Origin of the sequence: Actinomadura sp. 6K520, from assembly GCF_004349245.1 — a bacterium.
GTDB lineage: Bacteria > Actinomycetota > Actinomycetes > Streptosporangiales > Streptosporangiaceae > Spirillospora.
In genome coordinates this window covers 19,697-43,613 of the sequence record NZ_SMLC01000049.1, presented here as the reverse complement: position 1 = coordinate 43,613, position 23,917 = coordinate 19,697, and the positions used below count along the sequence as shown (strand labels likewise).

General features: G+C 71.0%; 20 protein-coding genes. 11 read left to right on the top strand and 9 right to left on the bottom strand.

Features of this window, described 5'->3' with window-relative positions; all coding sequences use genetic code 11:
- Window positions 1-437: YbaK/EbsC family protein (locus tag E1289_RS15710; RefSeq protein WP_131980697.1), on the bottom strand; the 437-nt coding region annotated here is incomplete at its 3' end.
- A gap of 378 nt (window positions 438-815) precedes the next feature.
- Here E1289_RS15710 and E1289_RS15705 point away from each other — a divergent pair.
- The gene (locus tag E1289_RS15705) at window positions 816-2,279 is read left to right on the top strand and encodes a CCA tRNA nucleotidyltransferase (protein ID WP_131980695.1); all 1,464 of its coding nucleotides are present in this window, start codon (window positions 816-818) and stop codon (window positions 2,277-2,279) included.
- Complete coding sequence (gene bioA, locus E1289_RS15700; RefSeq protein WP_131980693.1) at window positions 2,276-3,589, top strand: adenosylmethionine--8-amino-7-oxononanoate transaminase; 1,314 nt, start codon at window positions 2,276-2,278, stop codon at window positions 3,587-3,589. Before E1289_RS15705 ends, bioA begins: the two co-directional genes overlap by 4 nt.
- Window positions 3,590-3,599: 10 nt before the next feature.
- Here the strand turns inward: bioA and E1289_RS15695 are convergent, their stop codons facing one another.
- The 4 genes from E1289_RS15695 to E1289_RS15680 form a co-directional block, all read right to left on the bottom strand.
- Complete coding sequence (locus E1289_RS15695) at window positions 3,600-4,910, bottom strand: MFS transporter (protein WP_207928987.1); 1,311 nt, start codon at window positions 4,908-4,910, stop codon at window positions 3,600-3,602.
- A 379-nt stretch (window positions 4,911-5,289) separates the two neighbouring features.
- On the bottom strand, window positions 5,290-7,059 hold the full coding sequence (locus E1289_RS15690; protein WP_243712848.1) for an ABC transporter substrate-binding protein: 1,770 nt from the start codon (window positions 7,057-7,059) through the stop codon (window positions 5,290-5,292).
- A 229-nt stretch (window positions 7,060-7,288) separates the two neighbouring features.
- Entirely contained in the window at window positions 7,289-8,368 is a 1,080-nt protein-coding gene (locus E1289_RS15685) for an inositol-3-phosphate synthase (protein WP_131980689.1), read from the bottom strand.
- Between the two features lie 63 nt (window positions 8,369-8,431).
- A complete protein-coding gene (locus tag E1289_RS15680; protein WP_131980687.1) occupies window positions 8,432-9,073 on the bottom strand; it encodes a PadR family transcriptional regulator in 642 nt (213 codons plus the stop codon).
- A 165-nt stretch (window positions 9,074-9,238) separates the two neighbouring features.
- Here E1289_RS15680 and E1289_RS15675 point away from each other — a divergent pair, with 165 nt between their 5' ends.
- The 4 genes from E1289_RS15675 (at window position 9,239) to E1289_RS15660 (ending at window position 18,075) form a co-directional block, all read left to right on the top strand.
- The gene (locus E1289_RS15675) at window positions 9,239-9,616 is read left to right on the top strand and encodes a DUF5318 family protein (protein ID WP_131980685.1); all 378 of its coding nucleotides are present in this window, start codon (window positions 9,239-9,241) and stop codon (window positions 9,614-9,616) included.
- 1,362 nt (window positions 9,617-10,978) lie between these two features.
- Entirely contained in the window at window positions 10,979-13,555 is a 2,577-nt protein-coding gene (locus E1289_RS15670) for a transglycosylase domain-containing protein (protein WP_165970485.1), read from the top strand.
- A gap of 456 nt (window positions 13,556-14,011) precedes the next feature.
- Entirely contained in the window at window positions 14,012-16,492 is a 2,481-nt protein-coding gene (locus tag E1289_RS15665; RefSeq protein ID WP_243712847.1) for a transglycosylase domain-containing protein, read from the top strand.
- Window positions 16,493-16,614: 122 nt separating this feature from the next.
- Window positions 16,615-18,075, top strand: coding sequence for a glycosyltransferase 87 family protein (locus tag E1289_RS15660; RefSeq protein ID WP_243712846.1), 1,461 nt, complete (start codon window positions 16,615-16,617; stop codon window positions 18,073-18,075).
- 10 nt (window positions 18,076-18,085) lie between these two features.
- Here E1289_RS15660 and E1289_RS15655 read toward each other — a convergent pair whose 3' ends face one another.
- The gene (locus tag E1289_RS15655; protein WP_131980681.1) at window positions 18,086-19,027 is read right to left on the bottom strand and encodes a MerR family transcriptional regulator; all 942 of its coding nucleotides are present in this window, start codon (window positions 19,025-19,027) and stop codon (window positions 18,086-18,088) included.
- 83 nt (window positions 19,028-19,110) lie between these two features.
- On the opposite strand from E1289_RS15655, the gene E1289_RS15650 reads away from it, so the two are divergent.
- Both E1289_RS15650 and E1289_RS15645 read left to right on the top strand, forming a co-directional pair.
- Window positions 19,111-20,052: a phosphotransferase gene (locus tag E1289_RS15650; protein ID WP_131980679.1), complete on the top strand. Its 942-nt coding sequence runs from the start codon at window positions 19,111-19,113 to the stop codon at window positions 20,050-20,052.
- 151 nt (window positions 20,053-20,203) lie between these two features.
- A complete protein-coding gene (locus E1289_RS15645; RefSeq protein WP_165970484.1) occupies window positions 20,204-20,671 on the top strand; it encodes a barstar family protein in 468 nt (155 codons plus the stop codon).
- Between the two features lie 7 nt (window positions 20,672-20,678).
- Here the strand turns inward: E1289_RS15645 and E1289_RS15640 are convergent, their stop codons facing one another.
- The 3 genes from E1289_RS15640 to E1289_RS15630 all read right to left on the bottom strand — a co-directional run bounded on the left by E1289_RS15640 (window position 20,679) and on the right by E1289_RS15630 (window position 22,405).
- On the bottom strand, window positions 20,679-21,053 hold the full coding sequence (locus E1289_RS15640; protein WP_131980675.1) for a DUF4190 domain-containing protein: 375 nt from the start codon (window positions 21,051-21,053) through the stop codon (window positions 20,679-20,681).
- A gap of 205 nt (window positions 21,054-21,258) precedes the next feature.
- Entirely contained in the window at window positions 21,259-22,026 is a 768-nt protein-coding gene (locus tag E1289_RS15635; protein WP_131980673.1) for a deoxyribonuclease IV, read from the bottom strand.
- A gap of 73 nt (window positions 22,027-22,099) precedes the next feature.
- A complete protein-coding gene (locus tag E1289_RS15630; protein ID WP_131980671.1) occupies window positions 22,100-22,405 on the bottom strand; it encodes a hypothetical protein in 306 nt (101 codons plus the stop codon).
- 217 nt (window positions 22,406-22,622) lie between these two features.
- Between E1289_RS15630 and E1289_RS38225 the strand changes: the two genes are divergently transcribed.
- From E1289_RS38225 to E1289_RS15620, 3 genes are all read left to right on the top strand, one after another.
- Window positions 22,623-22,790 (top strand): hypothetical protein, encoded by a 168-nt coding sequence (locus E1289_RS38225; protein WP_165970483.1) that lies wholly within the window; start codon window positions 22,623-22,625, stop codon window positions 22,788-22,790.
- Between the two features lie 173 nt (window positions 22,791-22,963).
- Window positions 22,964-23,254 carry a 30S ribosomal protein S6 gene (gene rpsF / locus E1289_RS15625; RefSeq protein WP_131980669.1) on the top strand — a complete coding sequence of 97 codons (291 nt, stop codon included), beginning with the start codon at window positions 22,964-22,966 and terminating at the stop codon, window positions 23,252-23,254.
- A 37-nt stretch (window positions 23,255-23,291) separates the two neighbouring features.
- Window positions 23,292-23,861 (top strand): single-stranded DNA-binding protein, encoded by a 570-nt coding sequence (locus E1289_RS15620; RefSeq protein WP_131980667.1) that lies wholly within the window; start codon window positions 23,292-23,294, stop codon window positions 23,859-23,861.
- Window positions 23,862-23,917 lie beyond the last annotated feature (56 nt).

Sequence of the window (23,917 nt, the reverse complement as noted above, 5' to 3'; positions counted from 1 at the left end):
ATTCCCAGGGCGGTGGAGGCTTCGCCGGTTGCCGTGTAGACGACGTCGTCGGCCGGGAGGGCGTCCATGACGCGCTGGTCGATGAGTACTGGCATGTCGTCCGGGAGGAGCAGGGGGCAGACCAGGTTGGCCGCGTATTCGGTGACGGCGTTGACGACGTCCGCGTGGGCCGGGCGGACGGTCGTCGCTCCGACGGTGGCGCGGACCGCGTCGGTGGAGGGGCGGCCGCCCGCGGGGACGATCACGCCGGTCAGGAAGCGCTGGTCGCCGTAGGCGTCGTCGCAGGAGTAGACGCGCGTCACCAGGCACCGTTCGGGGGGCAGGCCGAGCGCCCTGGGAAGTTCGTCGGCGTGGGCGAGCGCGAAGGGCAGTCGCACGATCTCGTGGACGGCCTCCCATTCGAGCAGCGCGCGGTGGATGGTCAGAGCGTCCTTCATCATCGGCTCCATCCCGGGGGTCGCCCCGCTCACCCCCGTGCCTGGTTTCCCTGTGTCCCCCTGCATCGCATTCTGCGAGGGATATCCCCCCATACCCGAGACGTCCGGTTTAACCCTCGCCATACGTCGTGCAAAACACTCGCGATGCGCCTCAGCCGCACACGCGGCGGGCCGTGGCCCTGCTGTGTCCCGCTACCGTTGTCGTGCGGAGGGCTCACCGGCGGTCGCGATGGCGTCATCGGGGTGTCCAGAACGTAACCCGGGGATCGCGGCATGTGAAGGGTCCCGTCCTCCTTCGGCCCCGCAAGGATTCGCGCGCGGGCCCCGCCGATCATCGGAAAGTCCTTTGTCAGCCCGTCTCGCAAGGAAATACGCTCGATGGCCGTGCCCAACCAGAACGTGACACCCGAGTCCTCGCGGCGCACCGCGATCGCCGAGCTGCTGCGCCGGATCGCGCCCGTCGCCGACGATCTCGGGGCCCGGTTCGCGGCGGCCGGTCACGAGCTGGCCCTGGTCGGCGGTCCCGTCCGGGACGCGCTGCTCCGCCGTCCGACCAAGGACGTCGACCTCACCACCGACGCCCCGCCCGAGCGCACCCTGGAGATCATCCGCGGCTGGGCGGACGCGCATTGGACGATCGGCATCGAGTTCGGCACGGTCGGCCTCCGCAAGGACGGCGTCGAGCTGGAGATCACCACCTACCGCAGCGAGTCCTACGACCCGAAGTCGCGCAAGCCCGTCGTGTCGTACGGGACGTCACTGGTGGAGGATCTGCGCCGGCGCGACTTCGCGGTCAACGCCATGGCGGCGCGGCTGCCCGGGCACGAGTTCGTCGACCCCTTCGGCGGGCTCACCGACCTGCGGGACAAGGTCCTGCGGACGCCCGGCAAGCCCGAGGACTCGTTCGGCGACGACCCGCTGCGGATGATGCGCGCCGCCCGCTTCGCCTCGCAGCTCGGCTTCACGGTCGCCCCGGACGTCGTCCGCGCCATGACGGACATGTCCGCCCGCATCGAGATCGTCTCCGCCGAGCGGGTCCGGGACGAGCTGTCGAAGCTCGTCTGCGGAAAGTACCCGCGGCAGGGGCTGGCGCTCCTCGTGGACACCGGCCTCGCCGCGCACGTCCTGCCCGAGCTGCCGAAGCTGCGGCTGGAGATCGACGAGCACCACCGGCACAAGGACGTCTACGAGCACTCGCTGATCGTCCTGGAGCAGGCCATCGCGCAGGAGGAGGAGGGGCCCGACCTCGTCCTGCGGCTCGCGGCGCTCCTGCACGACATCGGCAAGCCCCGCACCCGCCGGTTCGAGCCGGGCGGGCGGGTCTCGTTCCACCACCACGAGGTCGTCGGCGCCAAGATGACCCGCAAGCGGCTGACCGCGCTGCGCTACCCCAAGGACGTCGTCGCCGACGTGTCCCGGCTGGTGGAGCTGCACCTGCGGTTCCACGGCTACGGCACCGGCGAGTGGACCGACTCGGCCGTCCGCCGCTACGTCCGCGACGCCGGGCCGCTGCTGTCCCGGCTGCACAAGCTGACCCGGGCCGACTGCACCACCCGCAACAGGCGCAAGGCCGAGCGGCTGCGGCGCACCTACGACGACCTCGAGGCGCGCATCGAACGGCTGGCGCAGGAGGAGGAGCTGGCCGCGATCCGCCCCGAGATCGACGGGAACGAGATCCAGGAGATCCTCGGGATCAAGCCCGGCCCGCTCGTCGGCAAGGCGTACCGGTTCCTGCTCGACCTGCGTCTCGACCGCGGCATCATCGGCAAGGACGCCGCGGCGGAGGAGCTGCGCCGCTGGGCCGCCGCCGAAGGCATCGTCCCGGCGGAGGGGGCGGAATGATCCCGCTGCAGCTCGGGCGGATGAGCCCGCGGGAGACCGAGCGGATGCTGGAGTTCGACCGGGAGCACATCTGGCACCCGTACGCGCCGATGCCCGCGCCGGCGCCCGTCCTCCCCGTCGTCTCCGCGTCGGGGGTCCGGCTGACGCTGGCGGACGGCACCGAGCTGATCGACGGGATGTCGTCGTGGTGGGCGGCCGTGCACGGCTACAACCACCCGAAGCTGAACGCGGCCGTCACCGGGCAGCTCGGGAAGATGGCGCACGTGATGTTCGGCGGGCTCACGCACCCGCCCGCCGTCCGGCTCGCCGAGCGGCTCGTCGAGATCACCCCGGAGCCGCTGACGAAGGTGTTCTTCGCCGACTCCGGCTCCGTTGCCGTCGAGGTCGCGATCAAGATGGCGCTGCAGTACTGGCGGTCGCGGGGGCGTCCGGAACGGCACCGGCTGCTCACCGTCCGCGGCGGCTACCACGGCGACACGTTCGGCGACATGGCCGTCTGCGACCCGGTCAACGGCATGCACCACCTGTTCCGGGACGTCCTGGCGGAGCACGTGTTCGCGCCGGCGCCCCCGCTCGGCTACTCGGCCGACCCCGAGCAGGCGTACCTGGACGAGGTGTCCCGGCTGGCCGCCGAGCACGCGGGCGAGCTCGCCGGGATCATCGTCGAGCCGATCGTCCAGGGCGCGGGAGGCATGCGCTTCTACGCGCCGGAGTACCTGCGCCTCCTCCGCGACATCGCCGACGAGCACGGCATCCTCCTCGTCCTGGACGAGATCGCGACCGGTTTCGGCCGGACGGGCGAGCTGTGGGGCTGCGACCACGCCGAGGTCGTCCCCGACATCATGTGCCTCGGCAAGGCCCTGACCGGCGGCTACCTGACCATGGCCGCCACCCTGTGCACCGATCGGGTCGCCCACGGCATCACGTCGGGGGAGGCGGGCGCCCTCATGCACGGCCCGACCTACATGGGCAACCCGCTGGCCGCCGCCGTCGCGTCCGCGTCCATCGACCTGCTGCTGTCGCGCGACTGGCGGGACGAGGTCGACGCGATCGAGGCGAGCCTCACGGCCGAACTGCACGACGCCGTGGACTTCCCCGGTGTCGCCGACGTCCGCGTTCTGGGCGCGATCGGGGTGGTGGAGGCGCGGGAGCCGGTGGACGTCGCGGCCGCGCAGGAGATCGCCATGGCGCACGGCGTCTGGCTCCGCCCGTTCGGCAAGCTGATCTACACGATGCCGCCGTACGTCTGCACCGACGACGAGGTCCTGCACATCGCCGCCGCGCTCCACGCCGTCGCCGAATCCTTGTGAAGGGTCCGCGTCAGCGGAGTGCCCGGTCCGGACCGCGCGTGGTGGCCGACCAGTAGGCGGCCGCCCCCACGGCGTACGCGGCGACCACCGCGAGGAGGGTGCCGCCGGCGCGCCCGTCCACCGGCAGCCACGTCGCGGCCGCCGCCGCGGCACCGGCGAACACCGCGTTGAAGAGCATGTCGTAGACGGCGAACACCCGGCCCCGGTAGGCGTCGTCGACCCCCTCCTGCAGCGTGGTGTCGACGCAGAGCTTCACCCCTTGCGACACGACGCCCAACGCGAAGGCGGCCGCCGCCCAGGGACGTTCGGCGAACGGCATGCCCAGCGCCAGCAGGCTCACCGCCGCCGCGGCGAACAGCAGCGCCACCCACGCCCGCTTGCCGATGCGCCGCACCACCGCCGGCGTGATCAGCGCCGCGGCGAAGAACCCGGCGCCGGACACCCCCAGCATCAGCGCGAACGTCTCCAGCCCCTCGTCCGGATCGTCGGCGAAGTGGTTCCGGCACAGCAGCAGCGTCATGATCAGGACGACGCCGTACAGGAAGCGGTGGAAGGAGATCGCGCCGAGGGCCAGCGCCGCCGCCGGGCGCCGCCGGAGGTGCCGCGCCCCGTCCACCAGGCCGTCCAGGACGACCCGGAGCGCCTCGACGAACCGCGTCGCGTCCGGCTGCACGGGACCCGCTGCGGCGTCCTCGGCCGGGTGCGGCCCCAGCAGCCGTTTCGGCAGCAGCGTCGCGATCGAGCCCGCCAGCAGGAACAGCCCCGCCGCCGCCACGAGGATCAGCGCCGTCCCGGTGTCCCCCGCCCCGAACACCTGACGCAGCAGGTAACCGGCCCCGGCCCCGACGAACGCGATGACGGTCCCGGACGTGACGGAGAAGGCGTTCGCCGTCACCAGCTGGTCGCGCCGGACAACATGGGGGAGCGCCGCCGACAGCGACGCGAGGAAGAACCGGTTCACCCCCAGCACGACGAGGACCCCGAGGAAGAAGACGGCCCCGTCCTGCCCCGCCGCCACCAGCGCCGCGACGAGCACCACAAGCACGGCCCGCAGCACCGGCGTCCACACGAGGATCTGCCGCCGCCGCCACCGGTCGATGAACACGCCGACGAACGGCCCGAGCGCCGAGTACGGCAGCAACGTCACCGCGAACGCCGCCGCCGCCTTCGCCGCGGTCGTCTGCCGCTCGGGCGAGAAGAACACGTACCCCGCCAGCGCCACCTGGAAGACCCCGTCGGTCAACTGCGAAGCGAGCCGCGTCGCATAGAGCCGCCGGAAGTCACGCCCCCGCAGAATCTCCCGCAACTCACCCGACCGCACCAGGTCACCCTATGCGCCCCCCAACCCGACAAGCCCCCCACACGCCAGCACTAAGGGATCTGCAAAGCCCTCAGCCACCAAAGCAACCCCAACGGCCGCGACCGCTCTGGTTAGGAAGCCCGCGAGTGGTCGCGCTGGCAAGCGCAGCGGGCCTCAAGGTCTCGGTGGGAGGGATCGCCAGGGCAGCGACGACCTCAGCCCCCACAGCAACCCCGCGACAACCCCAACGCCTGCGATCGCGTCCGAAGGCAGGCTTCGAGCGAAGCGAGAAACCTGATCGCGCAGCGAGCCCCAAGGCGAGCCGGAGCGATGCAGCGATCGCGCGCATTGCCCGCCGAAGGGAAGGCCCTCTAGGGCCTGACCGCCAAGGGCAATGCAATTAACTGAGCCATATGCGGGTGTAGTCGTAGCCGGAGGTGGTGGGGAGGAAGTAGGCGCCGTGGACGCGGGATGAGTGGAAGATGGTGTGGGAGCGGCTGAGCAGCGGGATGATCGCGGCGTCTTCCATGATCTTCCGGTCGGCCTGCTGCCAGTAGCCGGCGGCGTGCGAGGGTTCGGGGGCGGTGAGGGCCGCGTCGATGAGGGCGTTGACCTCGGGGTTGTCGTAGCCGCCGTAGTTGGTGGAGTTCTGGCCGTAGCCGCGGCCGTCGAAGAGCGGCTGGATGATGGAGCGGCCGTTGTTGCCGTACCAGTCGGGTGTCCAGCCGGGGGCGGCGATGTCCCATCGGCCGGTGCGGGCGTTCGCGGGGGTGGAGATCGTCCCGGCGTAGAAGGAGCCGCCGGAGTCGGCGCTGAGTTCGGTCTTCACGCCGCAGGCGCCGAGGTTCTCGGCGATGGACTGGGCGATGAGCTTGTGGGTGCTGTTGGTGCGGTACGGGAACTTCAGGGTGAGGCCGCGGTGGCCGGTCTTGCCGAGCAGTTCGCGGCACTTGGCGGGGTCGCCGGACTCGCTGGGCGTCGGGTAGTGGTTCGCCGGCGCGTAGCCGGAGTTGCCGGGCGGGATCACCGTGTGCAGCGGCTGGGCCACCGACGGGCCGCCCACGATCTTGATCAGGGCGCTGCGGTCGACGGCGTACTGGAGCGCCTGGCGGACCTCGCGCTTGCGGAGCGCGCCGCCGTTGTTCGGGCTGAGCGTGTTGAACACCAGGTACGGGCTGTTGCTCGGGGTCTCCCTGATCGCGAACCGCCGGTCGTCGCGGAGGCGGGGGATCGCGGACGTGGGGACGGGCTGGTCCCAGGCGAGGTCGGCGGCGTCCTGCTCGATCTGCTGCTGGACGGTCTCCGGCGAGTCCTGCCCGAGCGTGATCTGGATCTTCTCCACGTGCCGCTCCCGGAGCGGGTCGCTCTGCTGCCGCCAGACCGGGTTGTGGGTGAGCAGGTATGACATGCCCGGCTTGTACTCGCTGATCTGGTACGGGCCGTTCGACAGTGTGTTCTGCCGGAACTCCGCCGAATCCGGGACGTACCTGTCGTACTCCTGGGGCGCGGCGGCGGCGTACGGCAGCGCGAGCAGGTTCAGGAAGTCGCTCGCGGGCTGCTTCAGCTCGAAGACCAGCGTCCGGTCGTCCTTGGCGCGGACGCCCTCGATCTCGTGGCCGCGCTGGTAGGCGGCCATCGCCCCGGCGTTCTTGGCGTCGACGGAGGCGTAGCCCTCGCAGAACTCCTCCATGCCCTTGAGCGTGGAGGTGAAGTACCCCTTGCCTCCGGACGGGGACGCCGGGTTGCACAGCCGCTTGAAGCCGCGGACGAAGTCCTGGGCGGTCACCGGCCGCGGCGGCTCGGTGTTCCACCGGACGTCCTCGCGCAGCCGCACCGTGTACGTGCGGCGGTTCTTGCTGATGTCGCCGTTCTCGCGGGTCGGGATCCGTGCGGCCACGTCGGGCCGGACGGGGATCGTCTCCTGGAAGTCGTTGGACGCCCGCGTCCCGAGCAGCGTCCGCGCGAACGTGCGGGACAGCCCGTAGGCGCCGACGCTCGCCACGGCCGCGGGGTCGAGGTGCCCGACGTCGGACGAGCCGATGACCCGCAGTGTGCCGCCGTCGCGGGGGCGGCCCGCCGCGGAGGCGTCGTCACCGCCCCCGGCGCACCCCGTGAGCCCGAGCGCGAGCAGCGTGAGCCCCACCGTCACCTTGCACATCTCACGTGCCATCACGTTCTCACCTCACGACTCGGAACCTGGCGCGCAGTCACCGGCGGTGTCACATTAGAGCCGGAGGGTGACAAGGGGCCGGTACATCACCGTTTTCTCTACAGAAGTAAGGACGCCCTGACAGTGGATGTCCACTGCCAGGGCGTCCCTTGGGAACTTTGTGATCGGATTCTCAGCCGGCGGCCGCACCGGCGCTGAGCCGCTCCCTTGCTGCCCTCGGTCGCCTGGCTCAGCGTTCCACGTCGCCGCGGATGAACGCCTCCACGGCCTCGTGCGCCTGGTCGTCGGTGTACTGCTCGGGCGGCGACTTCATGAAGTAGGAACTGGCCGACAGGATCGGGCCGCCGATGCCGCGGTCCTTGGCGATCTTCGCGGCGCGCACCGCGTCGATGATCACGCCCGCGGAGTTCGGGGAGTCCCAGACCTCCAGCTTGTACTCCAGGTTGAGGGGCGTGTCGCCGAACGACTTGCCCTCCAGCCGGACGTAGGCCCACTTGCGGTCGTCCAGCCACGGCACGTGGTCGGACGGGCCGATGTGCACGTCCGCCTTCGCCATCTCGTGCGGGATCTGCGAGGTCACCGACTGCGTCTTGGAGATCTTCTTGGACTGGAGGCGCTTGCGCTCCAGCATGTTCATGAAGTCCATGTTGCCGCCGAAGTTGAGCTGGTACGTGCGCAGCAGCTCGACCCCGCGCTCCTCGAACAGGCGGGCCATGACGCGGTGGGTGATGGTCGCGCCGACCTGCGACTTGATGTCGTCGCCCACGATCGGGACGCCGGCGTCGGTGAACTTCTCGGCCCACTCGGGGTCGCTGGCGATGAACACGGGGAGGGCGTTCACGAACGCGACCCTGGCGTCGAGGGCGCACTGGGCGTAGAAGCGGTCGGCCGCCTCGGAGCCCACCGGCAGGTACGACACGAGGACGTCGACCTCGGCGTCCTTCAGCGCCTGCACCACGTCGACCGGCTCGGCGTCCGACTCGTCGACCATGTCCAGGTAGTACTCGCCGAGGCCGTCGAGGGTCGGGCCGCGCTGGACGGTCACACCGGTCGGGGGGACGTCGGCGAACTTGATCGTGTTGTTCTCGCTGGCGTGAATGGCCTCGGACAGGTCCATCCCGACCTTCTTGGCGTCCACGTCGAACGCCGCGACGAACTCGACGTCACCTACGTGGTAGTCGCCGAACTGCACGTGCATCAGGCCGGGGACTCGTGTCTCGGGGGCCGCGTCCTTGTAGAACTCGACACCCTGGACGAGCGAAGAGGCGCAGTTCCCCACACCCACGATGGCTACGCGCACCGAACCCATCCGGTTGCTCCTTCTCTCTTGCGGAACATGTGGTGTTTCTTCACCCGACCCCGGTGCCGCCGATCAGCGGTCGTGATCCCGAGGCATGTCCTGTGTGATGGTTTCCGAAGACCTGTCTTGCTTTTCCTGCTCGGCTTGCTGCTGTTCCTGCTCGGCACGCTCGCGCCCGATGAGCTCGTTCAGCCACCTGACCTCGCGTTCGACGGACTCCAGCCCGTGGTTCTGCAGCTCCAGGGTGTAGGAGTCGACCCTCTCGCGAGTGCGCGCGAGAGCCGCGCGGAATGCCTCCAGGCGTTCCTCCAGCCGGCTGCGCCGGCCTTCGAGGATCCGCAGCCGGACGTCGGCGCGGGTGTGCGAGAAGAAGGCGAATCGGACGCCGAACCCCTCGTCCTCCCACGATGCCGGACCGGCCTCGGTCAGCAGCTCCTGGAGGCGCTCCTTGCCATCGGCGGTGAGCTTGTAAACAATCTTCGAGCGGCGGCTCTGCAGCGCCAGTGCCGTGTGCTCCTCCGGACGGTCCTCCATGATCAGCCCGTTCACCAGGAGCTGTTTGAGGCACGGATAGAGGGAGCCGTAGGAGAAGGCGCGGAACATGCCGAGCACGACGTTGAGCCGCTTGCGGAGCTCGTAACCGTGCATCGGGGATTCGTGCAGGAGGCCGAGCACGGCGAGCTCCAGCACGCCCGCGCCCTTCTTGGCCGCCATCCGGACCCCTTCAGCAGAGCCGATGTATCGATGTGATGTATCGAGTCAATGTATCGGCTCGATACATCGACAAGATACGTAGTGCGGCCCGGTCTGGCAAGTGGAGATCTGTCCGGACGCCCCCGGCGCCGCTTACCCTGCCGGTATGCGGGGCGGGAGCCGACCATGAGACCGAGGCTGGTCGTCGACTACGCCCTGGCGAAGCGGGCGGCCATCGCCGAGCTGAGGTCCGGTTCGCTGACCAGGGACGACGCCTGCGACGCCCACCCCTACCTCCTGCGCGCGGCCAAGTACCACGGCGAACCCACCGGCGAGCGGTGTCCCGTCTGCGGGCATGAACCCCTGACCCATGTCACGTACGTATATGGGGACGAGCTGGGTCGCTACGCGGGACGCGTCAAGGCCACCGCCGAACTGGCCGAGATGGACCGCGAATACGGAGAATTCAGGGTGTATGTGGTGGAAGTGTGTCAAAGTTGCGCATGGAACCACCTGGCGATGTCGTACGTCCTCGGCCATGGGGAGCAGGGCCCCGAACGGTAGAAAGCAGAGGAGGATCCACCGGCCGCAGCGTTCGGCGAGGGCGTTGACCAGCCAGGACGTAACTTCGCCGTGCACACGCTCCCCCCGCTCACCAGCTCGCACAGTACTCTCGGGCGGCGCACGAGTTCGTTCCAACGCTGGGGAGCGATCCCCGGCCCTTGGCAACAACCAGCTGTCCCCTGTTGATGAGGTCGCGTGAGTAATCCAAGCCAGCCCCGACCGGAACCCGGGTCGCAGAGGCCGGGCGGGCAGCAGGTCCCCCGTCCCGGCGACCCCGGCGACCCCGCTTATCCGGGTGCCCCCCGCGAATCCGCTCCGGGCGTCCCCGGCGCGCCGGACGACCCCGGCGCCCAGGCGGCACCGGGCGGACCGCAGGACAACGTCCAGAGCCCCGGCTTCATGAGCGGCCACGCCGTCCCCGGCGGCGGCAGCCTGTCCGGCGGCTCCGGCATGCCGGGCGGCTCCGGCGCCGGAAGCGGACCGGGTGACCCGCTGGCCGGCGGGTTCCCGCCGCCGAGCGGCTCCGGCGCGCACCGGCTCGGCGGCGGTCCCGGCGGCTCGGGCGGTCCGGGCGGCTCGGGCGGCGAGGGCTTCGCCGGCGGTTCCGGATCGCACGGCACGTCCGGTACGGCCGGTGGCGGGCCGGGTGAACCCGGCGGCCTGGGCGGTGGCGCGGGTGCGCCGAACATCGGCGGTCCGCCCGGTGGCTCCGGAGCACCGAGTGGTTCCGGGGCGCATAGTGGTTCCGGGGCGCATGGCAGCGGGGCGGGCGGCCTGGGCGGTCCCGGGCCGAGCGGCGGCGGTCCGCCTGCCGGGCCCGGTATGCCGGGTGGCCAGGCCGGTGCTGCCGGTGGTTCGCCCGGCGGGTTCGGGATGCCGAGTGGCGCCGGTGGCGTGAGTCGGCCGGGGACGGGCGGCGGCCCGGGTGGTGGCGGTTCGTTCGGTGCCGCCGGGGCGCCGCCGACGGCTCCCGGTCCCGCGGTCCCCTCGGGTGCGAGCGCGCCCGGTGGTGGTGTGCCCGGTGGTGGTGTGCCCGGTGGTGGTGTGCCCGGTGGTGGTGTGCCCGGTGGCTCCGGTTCGCCGGGTGGTTCGTTCGGTGGTTCGAGTGCGCCGCCGACCGCACCCGGCCCCGCCGTCCGCGCGGACGCTGGTGGTCCGGGCGCGCCCGGTGGCGGCGGTCCGTCCGGTGGATACGGTCCGCCCGCGGGCTTCGGTGGGCAGGGTGCCCCGGGCGGCCCCGGGAGGGGAATGCCCGGCGGCCCAGGCGGGCCCGGTGTGCCAGGCGGGCCCGGTGTGCCAGGCGGACCCGGTGTGCCCGGTGGGCACGGCATGGGCGGTGTGCCGGGTGCCGCCGGTGCCGGTATGGCCGCGGGAGCCGGGTTCGGGACGACGGCGAAGCCCGGCGTCAAGGAGAAGCTCGGCGAGCTCCAGAAGGTCGGCCAGGACCTCGGCGCCAAGGTCACCTCGAAGTTCAAGAGCAAGGGTGTGCGGGCCGCGCACCGCTCCGGCGGCCCGGGTGGGCCCGGCGTGCCCGGCGCGCCCAGTGGTCCCGGCGGTCCCGGCGGACCGATGGGGCCTGGCGGGCCGAGAGGGCCCGGGGGGCCCGGCGTGCCGGGCGGGCCGGGGCAGAAGAAGTCCGGGATCCTCGGGCAGTTGCGGTCCCGGGAGACGGGATGGCGGCGGTTCCTGCCGTCCTGGAAGCTCGTCGCCGGTCTCTCCGGGTTGGGCGTCGCGGCGTTCGTCACGCTGATCTGGGTCGCGTACTCGAACACCCCCACGCCCGCGGAGCCGACGGTGGCGGGCGTCGAGGACCAGGCGTCGATCTTCTACTACACGAACGGCAAGGAGATCGGCCGGATCGGCAAGAAGCGGCAGAGCGTCGAGCTCGACAAGATCCCGCCGCACGTCCGGGACGCGGTGCTGGCGGCGGAGAACCGCAGCTTCTACAGCGACCCGGGCTTCTCGGTGAAGGGCACCACGCGGGCCGTGTGGGACAACCTCACCGGCGGGTCCGGCGGCGGGTCCACGATCACGCAGCAGCTCGCGAAGAACCACTACTCCGACCCGAACAACCGGACGATGAGCCGGAAGTTCAAAGAGCTGTTCATCTCGATGAAGCTCGAGGACAAGCACACCAAGGACGAGATCCTCAAGCTGTACCTGAACACGATCTACTTCGGCCGCAACACCTACGGCATCCAGGCCGCGTCCCGCGAGTACTTCGGCAAGGACGTGTGGAAGCTCAACCAGGCCGAGGCGGCCGTCCTCGGCGGCATCATCCAGAACCCCAACCGCGACCCCGAGGCGAAGGCGCACCAGGCGTGGGCGAAGGGCCGGTACGAGTACACGCTGAACGGCCTGGTCTCGATGGGCAAGCTCAGCCAGGGCGACGCCGACAAGTTCCTCCAGCAGGGCCTGCCCAAGATCAAGAGCGCCAACGCCGGTGACCAGCTGTACGGCGGGCAGCGCGGCTACATGCTGATGCGCGCCAAGGAGGAGCTCCGCCGGCAGGGGATCGAAGAGAAGGAGCTGACGACCAAGGGCCTGCGCGTCTACACCACCTTCAACCAGAAGCGGATGGAGATGGCGCGCAAGGCGGCCGAGAAGACCGTCTCGCAGGTGAACCCGAAGCGGCTCGCGAAGAAGAAGATCCGCGTCGGGCTGGTGTCGGTGAACACCGCGAACGGCGAGGTCGTCGCGTTCTACGGCGGGCCGGGCTACCTGGACCAGGAGTTCAACAACGTGTGGCAGGGCTCGGCGCAGGGCGGCTCGGCGATGAAGCCCTACGTCCTGGCGACGGCCCTCAAGCAGAACTACAGCCTGAAGAGCACCCTTGAGGGGATCTCGAAGACGCCGATCGGCCCGGACGGCAGCGTGGTGTCGAAGGACGATCCGAAGGCGGTGATCGTCCCGAACAGCCATGACGTCGGGACGCCGGTCGACATGATCACGGCGACGAAGGACTCGGTGAACACCGCGTTCATCCAGCTGATGGGCAAGGTCGGCATCGAAGAGGTGGTCAAGACCGAGACGGACGCCGGGATCGAGTCCCACCTGCTCGACCCGCACAAGTGCTGCCTGAACCTCGCGCTGGGCGTCAACAACATCCGGCCGATCGAGCAGGCGGCGGGCTACGCGCCGTTCGCCAACGGCGGCGTCTACCACCAGCCGCACGTGATCCGCCAGGTCAGGGAGTCCGACAACAAGACGGTCCGGCTGAAGCCGAAGTACGAGAAGCGCCGGGTCTTCGACGCGAAGGTCGCCGCGGACGCCACGTACGCGATGCAGCAGGTCGTCCGGGGCGGCACCGCGACGGCGGCGGCGCTGCCGGGCCGCCCGGCGGCCGGCAAGACCGGCACCACCGACCGGAACGTCGCGACCTGGTTCGTCGGCTACACCCCGCAGCTCTCCACCGCGGTGACGCTCTACAACGACGCCACGGGCCCCGACGGGAAGAAGAAGTCGGTGGTCCTGCCCGGGATCGGCACGGTGGAGGGCGGTACGATCCCCGCCCGCATCTGGCGTTCCTACATGGTCAACGCGATGCAGGGGATGGAGGTCCAGCAGTTCCCGCCGCCGGCGTGGGGCGGGATCGTGCAGAAGTGGGCGAAGCCGCCGAAGAAGGAGCACGGCGACAGGCCGCCGTGGTGCGACGACCACCCGCTCGGCAGGTTCCACCCGCGCTGCCAGGGAGGCGGCGGTGACGGCGGTGACGGCGACCGGGGCGACAAGCCGCCGTGCCAGTCGCCGTTCCCGAACGGCAACTGCGACCCGAACAAGCCGCCGAGCAACCCGCCGCCCGACTGGTGGTGCCAGCTCCACCAGGGGGACCCGGCCTGCCGCGGCAGGCGGGGCGGGCGCAGCCTGCAACCGAGTTCCGGCGAACCCAGCACGGGGGTCATCGCGCCGCTGCTGCCGTTGACGAGGCCGCCGGAATGAACCCTGTGACCGTTGCGTCCGAACCCTCTTGTGGAGGCGGTGGTGTGACATGAAGCATGTTCGCGAATTGCCGCACGCCAGCGGGCATGATCGACTGCGTCCGGACGGCCGGGAGCCGCGATGCCTTGCGCCATCGGCCCCCGCGCCTCCTGCTGCGCAGTACTCTCTGACGACGCACAGCCGTACCCCAGTCGATGAGGTCGCGTGAGTAACCCAAGCCGATACGGACCGGAACACGGAGATGGCCCGGGCCGGAGGGGAGCCCCCCGTCCCGGCGGTTCGGGCACGCCTGCCGGTGCGCCGCGTGGCGGACCGTCCGGCTCGCCCTCACCCGGCAAGGGCCCGCGCCCCGGCGGCAGGCCGGGCGGACGCGGCGGCGGCCCCGCGCGGGCCGGCGCCCCGGGCGGTGGCGGCCGGGGCGGTGGCGGCCGGCGGCGGGCCGGTACGCCCTCGGCGATGCGCTCGGGGCCCGGCGGGCGTCCGGGACGGCCCGGCGGGCCGGGTGTCCCGGGTGGTCCCGCGGGCGCCGCCGGCGGCCGGGGCGGTCCCGGCAGGCCCGGTGGGCCCGGCAGGCCCGGTGGCGGCGGCCGTGGTCCAGGTGGTCCGGGTGGCCCCGGCGGTCCCGGCGGCCCGGGTGGGCGCGGCGGTTCCGGGGGCGGCGGTTTCTGGGACGAGGAGGGCCGCGCCAAGCGGTCGGACGACCCCGACAAGGCCGGATGGCGGCGGTACATCCCGTCCTGGAAGATCATGGTCGCCGTCGCCAGCGTGATGATCCTCGGGCTGGCGACGCTCGTCATCGTCGCGTACGCCAACACCCCGATCCCGACGGAGAAGCAGCAGGACGCGATCCGCCAGGAGTCGGTGATCACGTACGCGGACGGCTCGCCGCTCGCGCGGATCGGCACGCACCGCGAGAACATCCCGCTGGACAAGGTGCCCAAGCACGTCCAGAACGCCGTCCTCGCGGCCGAGGACCGCGGCTTCTGGACCGAGCCGGGAATCTCGCCGACCGGTATCGCGGGCGCGATGTTCCGCGCGGTGACCGGCGGCGGCACCGCGGGCGCCTCCACGATCACCCAGCAGATGGCCCGGAACTACTACGCGGGCCTCAGCCAGGAGCGCACGGTCAGCCGCAAGCTCAAGGAGATCCTGATCTCGATCCGTCTCGGCAAGGAGATGGAGAAGGCGAAGGTCCTGGAGCTGTACCTCAACACGGTCCCCTTCGGGCGCCGGTCGTACGGCATCCAGGCGGCCTCCCGCGCCTACTTCCACAAGCCCGTCACCAAGATCAACGAGTCCGAGGCGGCGATGCTCGCCGCGATGATCCAGCGGCCCGGTTACTTCGCCACCTACGGCCCGGCGTCCAACCCGGCCAAGCAGGCGCTGATCGACCGCTGGAACTACGTCCTCGACGGCATGGTCGAGCAGGGCTGGCTCGACGAGGGCAAGCGCGCGGCGGCGAAGTTCCCGCAGACGGAGGAGAACTGGAGCGACGTCCCGGACGACCCGAACGCCGGCTACCTGGAGGCGCGGGTCCTGAACGAGCTGAAGCAACTCGGCATCAACGACCAGATGCTGGAGACCGGCGGCCTGCGGATCAAGACGACGTTCAACAAGGGGCTGCAGGACTACACCAACAAGGCCGTCAAGGAGATCCGCAAGGAGAACGGGCTGGGCAACGACATCCAGTTCGGGCTCACCGCGATCGATCCCCGGACGGGCGGGGTGGTCGCCGCCTACGGCGGCCCCGACTTCCGCAAGCAGCAGTTCGACAACTCCTTCCAGGGCAACGTGCAGCCGGGGTCGTCGTTCAAGCCGATCGTCCTGGCCACGGCGCTGGACCAGGGCATCAGCCTGCAGACCACGATGGACGGCAGCTACAAGCGGACGATCAACGGTGCGACGTTCACCAACGACAACCGCGCGGAGAACGGCATCTACAACCTCAAGCAGATGACGGCGATGTCGATCAACACGTCGTACGTCGAGCTGGGGCAGAAGGTGCAGCTGTCCAACGTCGTGGACATGGCCAAGAAGATGGGCGTCCCCGCCGACACCCCGAACCTCAACGCGAACTACACGTCGCTTCCGCTCGGCGTCATCGACACGACCTCGGTCACCATGGCGTCGGTCTACTCGACCTTCGCCGCGAAGGGCGTGCACCGCGACGCACACGTGATCGCCAAGGTCACCGACCACCAGGGCAATCCGATCACGAACGAGAAGGGCGAGGTCCTGGAGAAGCTGCCGTGGGAGAAGCCGACGCGCGCCTTCTCCGAGGGGGTCGCGGCGGACGCGACGTCGGCGATGGAGGCGGTCGTCAAGTCCGGCGGTACGGGTACGCGGGCGAGCCTGGGCAGCCGCCCGGTCGCCGGCAAGACCGGTACGACGGACGAGAACAAGTCGGCCTGGTTCGTCGGCTACACGCCCGAGCTCGCGACGGCGTCGGCGATGTGGCGGCAGGACAAGAAGGGGAACCGGCTGTCGCTGATCGGCGTGGGCAACTACAGCCAGGTCTACGGTGGTACGGTCCCCGCCGACCTGTTCAAGAAGTTCATGACGAAGGCCCTTGAGGGCAAGGAGATCAAGCAGTTCCCGCCCCCGGTCAACGGCGGCGAGGTCGCCCCGTGGGCGAAGGCGCGGCCGACGACGCCCCCTCCGTCGAGTTCGCCGAGCCCGACGAACACGCCGGACTGCCGGCCGGGCCGGCCGAACCAGCCGCCGGAATGCCGGCGGAACTCGCCGGCGCCGTCGAACACGCCGACGACCCCGCCCAGCCAGGGGGAGCCCTGCAACCAGCTCAACATGCCGGTCGGCTGCGACCCGAACCTGCCGCCCGACGGGGACAAGAGCTGGTGGTGCGCGAAACCGCAGAACCGGGACCATCCCGCCTGCCGGGGGCAGGACGACCCGGACGACGGCGTCGGCGGCAACTAGGGAGGCCGGGACACGCTTCGCGGCGGTCCGCGGAACGGCCCGGAGCCAGGCGGCTCCGGGCCGTTCCGTTTCGCCGGTGGCACCCCCCTGCGCCGACCCCGCGACCAATAGTCTTGCTGTCCATGTCGTCGTCTTCCGAGGAGATCGCGATGTCCGCCGCCGGCACCGAAAGCGACGAGGCGGACGGATCGCCGTCCGGCCGGCGCGGCCCCCTGACGCCGTTCGCGCCGGTGCTGACGGGCCTCACCGCCCTGGTGTGCCTGCTCGGCTGGCTGCAGAAGCGGCCGTGCGCGTCGGCGAACTTCGACTTCATCAAGACGACGACGAACGCCTGCTACACCGACATCTACCCGCTGTACTACGTGCGCGGGCTGAGCGACGGGAAGATCCCGTACTTCGACTCGTTCGCCGGCACCGACATCCACTACGTGGAGTACCCGGTGCTGGCCGGCGCCCTGATGCAGCTCGTCGCGTGGCTGGTGCAGCCGTTCGGCGTGGACGCCCGCGGCATGGCGTTCTACAACGTGACCGCGCTGCTGCTGGCCGTCCTCGCGGTCGTCGCCGTCCTCGCGACGGCGTACGTGGCGGGACGGCGGTCGCTGCGCGTGGGCCTGATGGTGGCGCTGTCCCCCGCCCTGCTGCTCACCGCGTACATCAACTGGGACCTCCTCGCGGTGGCGCTGACCGCGCTGGCCCTGGCCGCCTGGTCGGCGCGCCGCCCCGCGCTCGCGGGCGCGCTGCTCGGGCTGGCGATCGCGGCGAAGTTCTACCCGCTGCTGTTCCTCGGCCCGCTGGTCCTGCTGTGCGTGCGCGCCGGGCAGTGGCGCGCCATGGGGCGGATGCTCGCCGGCGCCGCCGCGGCGTGGCTGCTCGTCAACCTGCCCGTGATGATCTTCGCGTGGGAGGGGTGGCAGGAGTTCTACACCTTCAGCCGGGGCCGCGGCGTCGACTGGGGGTCGATCTTCTTCTTCCTGCAGGAGCACGGGCTGGAGAAGCCGGCGTCCGACACCGACCTGCTGAACCTCCTCGGTACGGGGACGTTCCTCGTCCTCGCCGCCGGGATCGCCGTCCTCGCGCTGGCCGCGCCGCGCCGGCCGCGGCTGCCGCAGCTGATGTTCCTCGTGCTCGTCGCGTTCATGCTGCCGAACAAGGTCTGGTCGCCGCAGTTCGTGCTGTGGCTGCTGCCCCTGGCCGTGCTGGCCCGCCCGAGGCTCCCCGCCTTCGTGGCCTGGCAGCTCGGCGAGATCATCTACTTCTTCGGCATCTGGTGGTTCCTGCTGTCGGTCTCCGCCCAGACCGCGGGCGCGGACCTTTCGGGCACGCTGTCGGCGGTGCTGAGCTTCGACGCGCCGGAGGGCGGCATCGACCAGGGCGTCTACCACCTGGCGCTGCTCGCGCGGTTCCTGACCGTCCTGGCGCTGGCGGCCCTGGTTGTGTGGGACATCCTGCGGCCGTCCGGCGACGCGGTCAGATCGGACGGGGCGGACGACCCGGCCGGCGGCGTCCTCGACGAGGCGGCGGACGTGGTCTCGCTGGGACGCTGGCGCGGCCGTCGCCGCACCAGCGTCCCGGTCGCCTCCTAGCCGCCGCCCCTCACGCGGGGGATTCGTGGCTGCGCAGGGCCTCGATGAGCCATTCGAACGACGGGGTCATCGCCGGCCACGCCTCCCAGCCGTTGATGACGGCCATGAGCTGCCAGTACCGCTCCGCACGCGAGTCGGTGCCGATCTCGGTGCGCTCCCGCAGTTCGCGCCGGAACTCGGGACCGTCCGTGGCGCCGTAGGCGTCCGCGTAGGCGGCCGCCACCTCGTCGACGACGGGGCGGGCCGCGTCCGAGCCGGGCTCGATGCCGGCCGCGATGGCGGCCGCGACCTTCTCCCCCGTGAGCTGCCCGAGCCGCGCCGGGTCCTCGGGGTAGGCGCCCCTGCCGAGTTCCGCGGCCTGGGCCTCGGCCATCCGCCGCACCGCGGCCCGGAAGCCGGGGTCGCCGACCAGTTCGGCCAGCTCCACCCACGCGTCGACCTGCTCGGGCTCGGGGTCGTCGGGCAGTTCCGGCAGCGCGGACCGCATCTTCTCCTCGAAGGCGGGGTCCACGGCGAGTCCGGCGAACGACTCGTCGATGAAGTCGGTGATGATGCGCCGCCGCTCCTCGTCGGAGAGCCGGGCGAGCTTGTGCATGAGTTCCATCTCCTCGGGACTGGATGCTCGTTTGGCGACCGCCCGCAGCACGGCCCGGCGCAGCCGGAGCGTGCGGATCTGCACGTCCAGCGCCTCGGCGTGCGCCGTCGCGACCTCCCCGACGCCGATCTCCCGGTCCAGCACCCGCCGGACCGTGCCGAGATCCACGCCGAGGTCGCGCAGCGTCCGCACCAGGTCGAGGCGCGCGACGGCGTCCACGTCGTACAGCCGGTAACCGGCCGCGGTACGGGAGGTCGCCGGCACCACGCCCGCGTCGGAGTAGAACCGGATCGTCCGCACCGACAGCCCGGTGCGGCGCGCCAGTTCCCCGATCGTGTACAGGGTGTCGCCTTCCATGCCGCCCACCATGGGGCCTCCAGTCGCTGGAGACTCAAGTCCGCGCCATCATTGACCTTGCCCCCGACCGGCCAGGAGTACAGATGACCAGGAACGTCACCCTCCCCGAGGACTGGGAGCCGAAGGTGCGGGCGGCCCTCGCCGACGTCCGTCCCGACCTCGCGCCGTGCCCGCTGCGCCTCCTCGGCGCGGGATACGAGAGCGTGGCACTGCTCCTCGACGCGACGCAAGCGGCGGCGGGAGAGTCGTACGTGCTCCGCTTCCCGCGCAACGAGGACGGCGCGGAGGGCATCGCGTGCGAGGCGAGGCTGCTGCCCGAACTCGCCGGGACGCTGGACCTCCCCATCCCCCGCTTCGCGTTCACCGCCCCGAACCCGCTCGGTCCCGGAACGTTCTGCTGCTACCCCGCCGTCCCGGGGGAGTCGCTGGACGAGGAGGACTGGCACGCCCGCGGCCTGCTGGACGAGCCCGGCCCCGTCCGGCAGATCGCGGACGTGATCGAGGCGATCCACGCGTTCCCCGTCGAACGCGCCCGCGAACTCGGCGTCCCCGAGGCGGACCTGCGCGCCGACTACACCGAGGAGCTGGCCCTCGTCCGCACCGAGGTCGCGCCGCTGCTGCCGCCGGAGGAAGGCCGCCTCCTGGTCGCGGCCTACGAGCGCTACCTCGCCGACGACGGCAACTTCGCGGACCCGCCCACGCTGACGCACGCCGACTTCAGCCTGGACCACCTGCTGATCACCGGAACCCGGATCACCGGCCTGATCGACTTCGGGGACGTGCGGATCGCCGATCCCGACTACGACCTGTGCTACCTGTGGCCGGAGACGAGCCGCCCCTTCATCCGCCGCCTCCAGGAGCACCGGGGCCGCCCGCTGGACGCCCGCCTGGAGGGCAAGCTGCGCTTCTGGGAACTGGCCGACCCGGTGAGCGACGTCCTGCACGGCATCGAACACGACATGGCCGACGTCCGCGACGAGGGCATCGCCTACCTGAAGCCGCTGCTGTCGCCCGCCCGCTCCTGAATCACCCGGCGGTGAACGCCGGTGGCGAGAAATCTGGCCGGAATGTGCCCATATTGGGAGATTTTGCGCGCGTGGGACGGGGATGATCGCGTCCGGTGGGGGCCGCCCCGGGCCCGGGGAACGCGGGGCGCACGACCTTCGGGGAGATGACGTGGACGCGAACCGAGCACTGACCGAGCTGATCGAGGGACGGCTGGCACCCGGCGTCTACCAGTGGCGGACGCCGCCGGTGCCGGGCGCGGTCGGCGACACGGGCTGGACCGGGCGCGCCGAGGAGGCGGGCCTGCGGGCGTTCCACCTCGACGGCCGCCGCGCCCGGGACAAGGAGTCGTTCCTGCGGCTGTGCGCGGACGTCTTCGAGATGCCCGGCGCGCCGCCGGGCGACTGGGACGTCCTCGGCGACGGCCTGGCCGACCTGTCATGGACGCCCGCGAAGAGCGGCTACCTGGTGCTGTACGAGTCGTGGTCGGAACTCGCCGACGCCGACCAGCGGTCGCTCCGCGCCGTCCTGGACGTGTTCGCCCGTGCGGTGAAGGCGTGGCGGGACACCTCCACCCCCATGACCGTCCTGATGTCGAGCGTCGGTGTGGAGGTCGCGGGCGTCCCGCGCCTCGCCTGATCGGGGGTCAGTACGTGCTCGTGCCCGTCTCGGCGGCGAACATCGCGACGCCGAGCAGGTAGAGGAACCAGAAGACGATCCAGCCCGCCGTGATGAGGTAGCCGAGGATGAGGCCGGCGACGGCCATCCCGTGGCCGCCCTCGCCCGTCCGCTTGATCTGGCTCTGCGCGACGTGCCCGAAGATGATCGCGAGAATGGACGTCAGCCCGCAGGCGACGAAGCCGATGAGACCGCACACCAGCGACGCGGTGGCCATTCCGTTCGTCGGCGCGCTGACCGGGACCGAGGAGCCGTAGTAGTGGTGCTGGACGGCCGGCTGCTGCGAGTAGGCAGGCTGGCCGTAGGGGTCCTGGGGGCCGTAGCCGTAGGGGTCGTATGCCATGTGCTTCCCGATCGGTTCGCGCGCCCGCCGCCGCAGAGTTACGCGCGTGCGCTGAGGCTGGGTTCCGGATTATGCCAGTGTGGCGTGACCTTGGGGTTTTGTCGTCCTGCTGGTCAAAGCGGGCTTATCTGGGTTTACGGGGGGTTAGATGTCGCGGCGCCGTTTCGGGTTCCCGTCCCCCGCGGACCTCCCCGACTTTGCGTCGTCAGAGCTTGGAACGCAACCAGGAGATGTCCTCCGCCTGCCCCTCGGCAGGCGTTTCCACCACGACCGGAGCCCCCGCGGCCCGCACGACGGCCAGGATCACCTCGGGGTCGATGTTTCCATTGCCCAGGTTGGCGTGCCGGTCGGCCCCGGACCCGAAGGCGTCGCGGCTGTCGTTGCAGTGCACCAGATCGATGCGGCCGGTTATGGCCTTGACGCGGTCGACGGCGTCCATGAGTTCCTCCCCCGCCGCGTGCGCGTGGCAGGTGTCGAGGCAGAAGCCGAGCTTGGACTCCAGCCCCGGAACCCCGGACAGCACCTCCCACAGCCGAGCGATCCGGTCGAACCTGCGCGCCATGGCGTTCCCGCCGCCCGCGGTGTTCTCGATGTAGACCGGGACGGGGCACTCGACCCGCTCGAACACCTTGCGCCAGTTCTCGAAACCGGTCTCGGGGTCGTCGTCCTTCAGCACGTGGCCGCCGTGCACGATCAGCGCCTTCGCGCCGATGGACGCCGCCGCCTCCAGTTGCTGGGTGAGGTTCTTGCGGCTCGGGATGCGGATCCTGTTGTTGGACGTCGCCACATTGATCGTGTACGGGGCGTGCACGTAGACGTCCACGCCGGAGCCCTCCAGCGCCTCGACGCCCTCCGGCAGGACCGGCTTCTTCCAGCCCTGCGGGTCGCCGAGGAAGAACTGGACGACGTCCGCGCCCACCGCGCGGGCGTTGTCGAGCGGGTTGGTCTGGTCGACGTGGGCTCCGATGCGCATGCCACGAGAGTAGCCGCGCCGTCCGACAGGGTGGGGCGGACGCCGCGGCGGCGTGCGCCGGGGCCGGCGGGGGTCAGAGCGAGAAGCCGCCGTTTTTCAGCGCGAAGCTGAGGCCGAGGAAGGAGGCGACCATGCCGACGACGTTCAGCCACCGCTCGTTCGTCGTCGCGGAGATCATCTGGGAGTACAGGGCGAGCGGCAGCCCGACCAGTCCCGCGATGGCGCCGGGGAGGTGGGTCGCCTCCAGCCAGCCCATGATGAGCGCGGCGACGCCGACCGTGATGGAGGCGACCGCGAGCCCGTCCTGGAGCCGATGGGGCTCGGGCCTGCCCTCGCGGTCGACGGCCTGTCGACCGGTGCCTGCCGCCTGCTCTGGCATCGGGACCCTCCTCCAGCTTCTCGTCCCGCGCGAGGGGCACACGGTGCGCGCGGGACCGGACGGACCATGCCCATGAAGAGATGCCCCGTCCGGGCGAGATCAATCCGGCGCGGGTGGCCGGATAGTGTCGGCGGGACCCGGTAGTGTCGAACATGGATTCGAGAAGACCGGCTCGGTCCGGCCCCCGAGGGGAAGCGGGGAGAGCAGGAGGTGCACGATGGTGACGAGAGCCGAGCTTGGGCTCATCGGGGACGCGGAGCTCGTGGAGGAGCTGTCCCGGCTGACGACCCAGACCGCCCGCATGCGCGCCCAGATGGCCGACATCATGGCCGAGCTGGAGCGGCGGCGCTGCGCCAAGAACGTCCATGCGGGGGCGCGGCGCTGACGGTGCACGCGTCCGGATCCGGCTCACACGCTGCCAACTGTTGGTAGCCTGTATCGGTCTCGCGGCAGGTGCGCCCGGCGATCCGGGTCCCGGCACCGCCGCGGAGGACGCAAGAGCCCTCCTGTCACGGAGAGACCGTGACCGCCTGAGTCCAGAGGAGGTAGGGACACAGCATGCGTCGTTACGAACTCATGACCATCCTCGACCCCGCCATCGACGAGCGCAACGCGGGCAGCTCGCTCGACCCGTTCCTGAAGGTCGTCAAGGACGGCGGCGGCAGTGTCGAGAAGGTCGACGTCTGGGGCCGCCGGCGCCTGGCGTACGAGATCCAGAAGAAGTCCGAAGGCATCTACGCGGTGGTCGACCTGTCGGCTGAGCCTGCCACGGTCAAGGAGCTCGACCGGCAGCTCAACCTGAGCGAGTCGATCCTGCGTACCAAGGTCATCCGCCCCGAGGTCCACTGAGCCAGGCTCAGCCCTCTCACCAGCCGGAGCGAGCCCCATGGCAGGCGACACCGTAATCACGATGGTCGGGAACCTCGTCGAGGACCCGAATCTCCGCTTCACCCCGAGCGGCCAGGCGGTCGCGTCGTTCCGCCTCGCCTCGACCCCGCGGTTCTTCGACCGCCAGTCGGGCGAGTGGAAGGACGGCGAGGCCCTGTTCCTGACCTGCAACGTCTGGCGGCAGGCGGCCGAGAACGTGGCCGAGACCCTGCAGCGCGGCATGCGGGTCATCGTGCAGGGCCGCCTCAAGCAGCGGTCGTACGAGACCCGCGAGGGTGAGAAGCGCACCGTCTTCGAGATCGAGGTCGACGAGGTCGGCCCGTCGCTGCGCAACGCCACCGCCAAGGTCAACAAGACCCAGCGGCAGGGTGGCGGCGGCGGTGGCGGCTTCGGCGGCGGGGGCGGCGGCCAGCAGGGCGGCGGCGGTTTCGGCGGCGGCGGCCAGCAGGGCGGCGGCGGCTTCGGCGGCGGCGGCCAGCAAGGCGGCGGCGCCCCGGCAGACGACCCCTGGGCCACCGGCGGCGGTGGCGGCGGTGGCGGCGGTTTCTCCGACGACCCGCCGTTCTGACCGGCCGTCCCGCACCGGCAACACCAAATCAACGTCCATTCCCGCGTGAGCGGGGC

Bases quoted from the DNA above. Each gene is read 5' to 3' on its own strand.
- E1289_RS15705 (WP_131980695.1), top strand. From the start codon at position 816: ATGGCCGTGCCCAACCAGAACGTGACACCCGAGTCCTCGCGGCGCACC.
- bioA (WP_131980693.1), top strand. From the start codon at position 2,276: ATGATCCCGCTGCAGCTCGGGCGGATGAGCCCGCGGGAGACCGAGCGG.
- E1289_RS15690 (WP_243712848.1), bottom strand. From the start codon at position 7,059: ATGGCACGTGAGATGTGCAAGGTGACGGTGGGGCTCACGCTGCTCGCG.
- E1289_RS15685 (WP_131980689.1), bottom strand. From the start codon at position 8,368: ATGGGTTCGGTGCGCGTAGCCATCGTGGGTGTGGGGAACTGCGCCTCT.
- E1289_RS15680 (WP_131980687.1), bottom strand. From the start codon at position 9,073: ATGGCGGCCAAGAAGGGCGCGGGCGTGCTGGAGCTCGCCGTGCTCGGC.
- E1289_RS15675 (WP_131980685.1), top strand. From the start codon at position 9,239: ATGAGACCGAGGCTGGTCGTCGACTACGCCCTGGCGAAGCGGGCGGCC.
- E1289_RS15670 (WP_165970485.1), top strand. From the start codon at position 10,979: ATGGCCGCGGGAGCCGGGTTCGGGACGACGGCGAAGCCCGGCGTCAAG.
- E1289_RS15665 (WP_243712847.1), top strand. From the start codon at position 14,012: ATGCGCTCGGGGCCCGGCGGGCGTCCGGGACGGCCCGGCGGGCCGGGT.
- E1289_RS15660 (WP_243712846.1), top strand. From the start codon at position 16,615: ATGTCGTCGTCTTCCGAGGAGATCGCGATGTCCGCCGCCGGCACCGAA.
- E1289_RS15655 (WP_131980681.1), bottom strand. From the start codon at position 19,027: ATGGAAGGCGACACCCTGTACACGATCGGGGAACTGGCGCGCCGCACC.
- E1289_RS15650 (WP_131980679.1), top strand. From the start codon at position 19,111: ATGACCAGGAACGTCACCCTCCCCGAGGACTGGGAGCCGAAGGTGCGG.
- E1289_RS15640 (WP_131980675.1), bottom strand. From the start codon at position 21,053: ATGGCATACGACCCCTACGGCTACGGCCCCCAGGACCCCTACGGCCAG.
- E1289_RS15635 (WP_131980673.1), bottom strand. From the start codon at position 22,026: ATGCGCATCGGAGCCCACGTCGACCAGACCAACCCGCTCGACAACGCC.
- E1289_RS15630 (WP_131980671.1), bottom strand. From the start codon at position 22,405: ATGCCAGAGCAGGCGGCAGGCACCGGTCGACAGGCCGTCGACCGCGAG.
- E1289_RS38225 (WP_165970483.1), top strand. From the start codon at position 22,623: ATGGTGACGAGAGCCGAGCTTGGGCTCATCGGGGACGCGGAGCTCGTG.
- rpsF (WP_131980669.1), top strand. From the start codon at position 22,964: ATGCGTCGTTACGAACTCATGACCATCCTCGACCCCGCCATCGACGAG.
- E1289_RS15620 (WP_131980667.1), top strand. From the start codon at position 23,292: ATGGCAGGCGACACCGTAATCACGATGGTCGGGAACCTCGTCGAGGAC.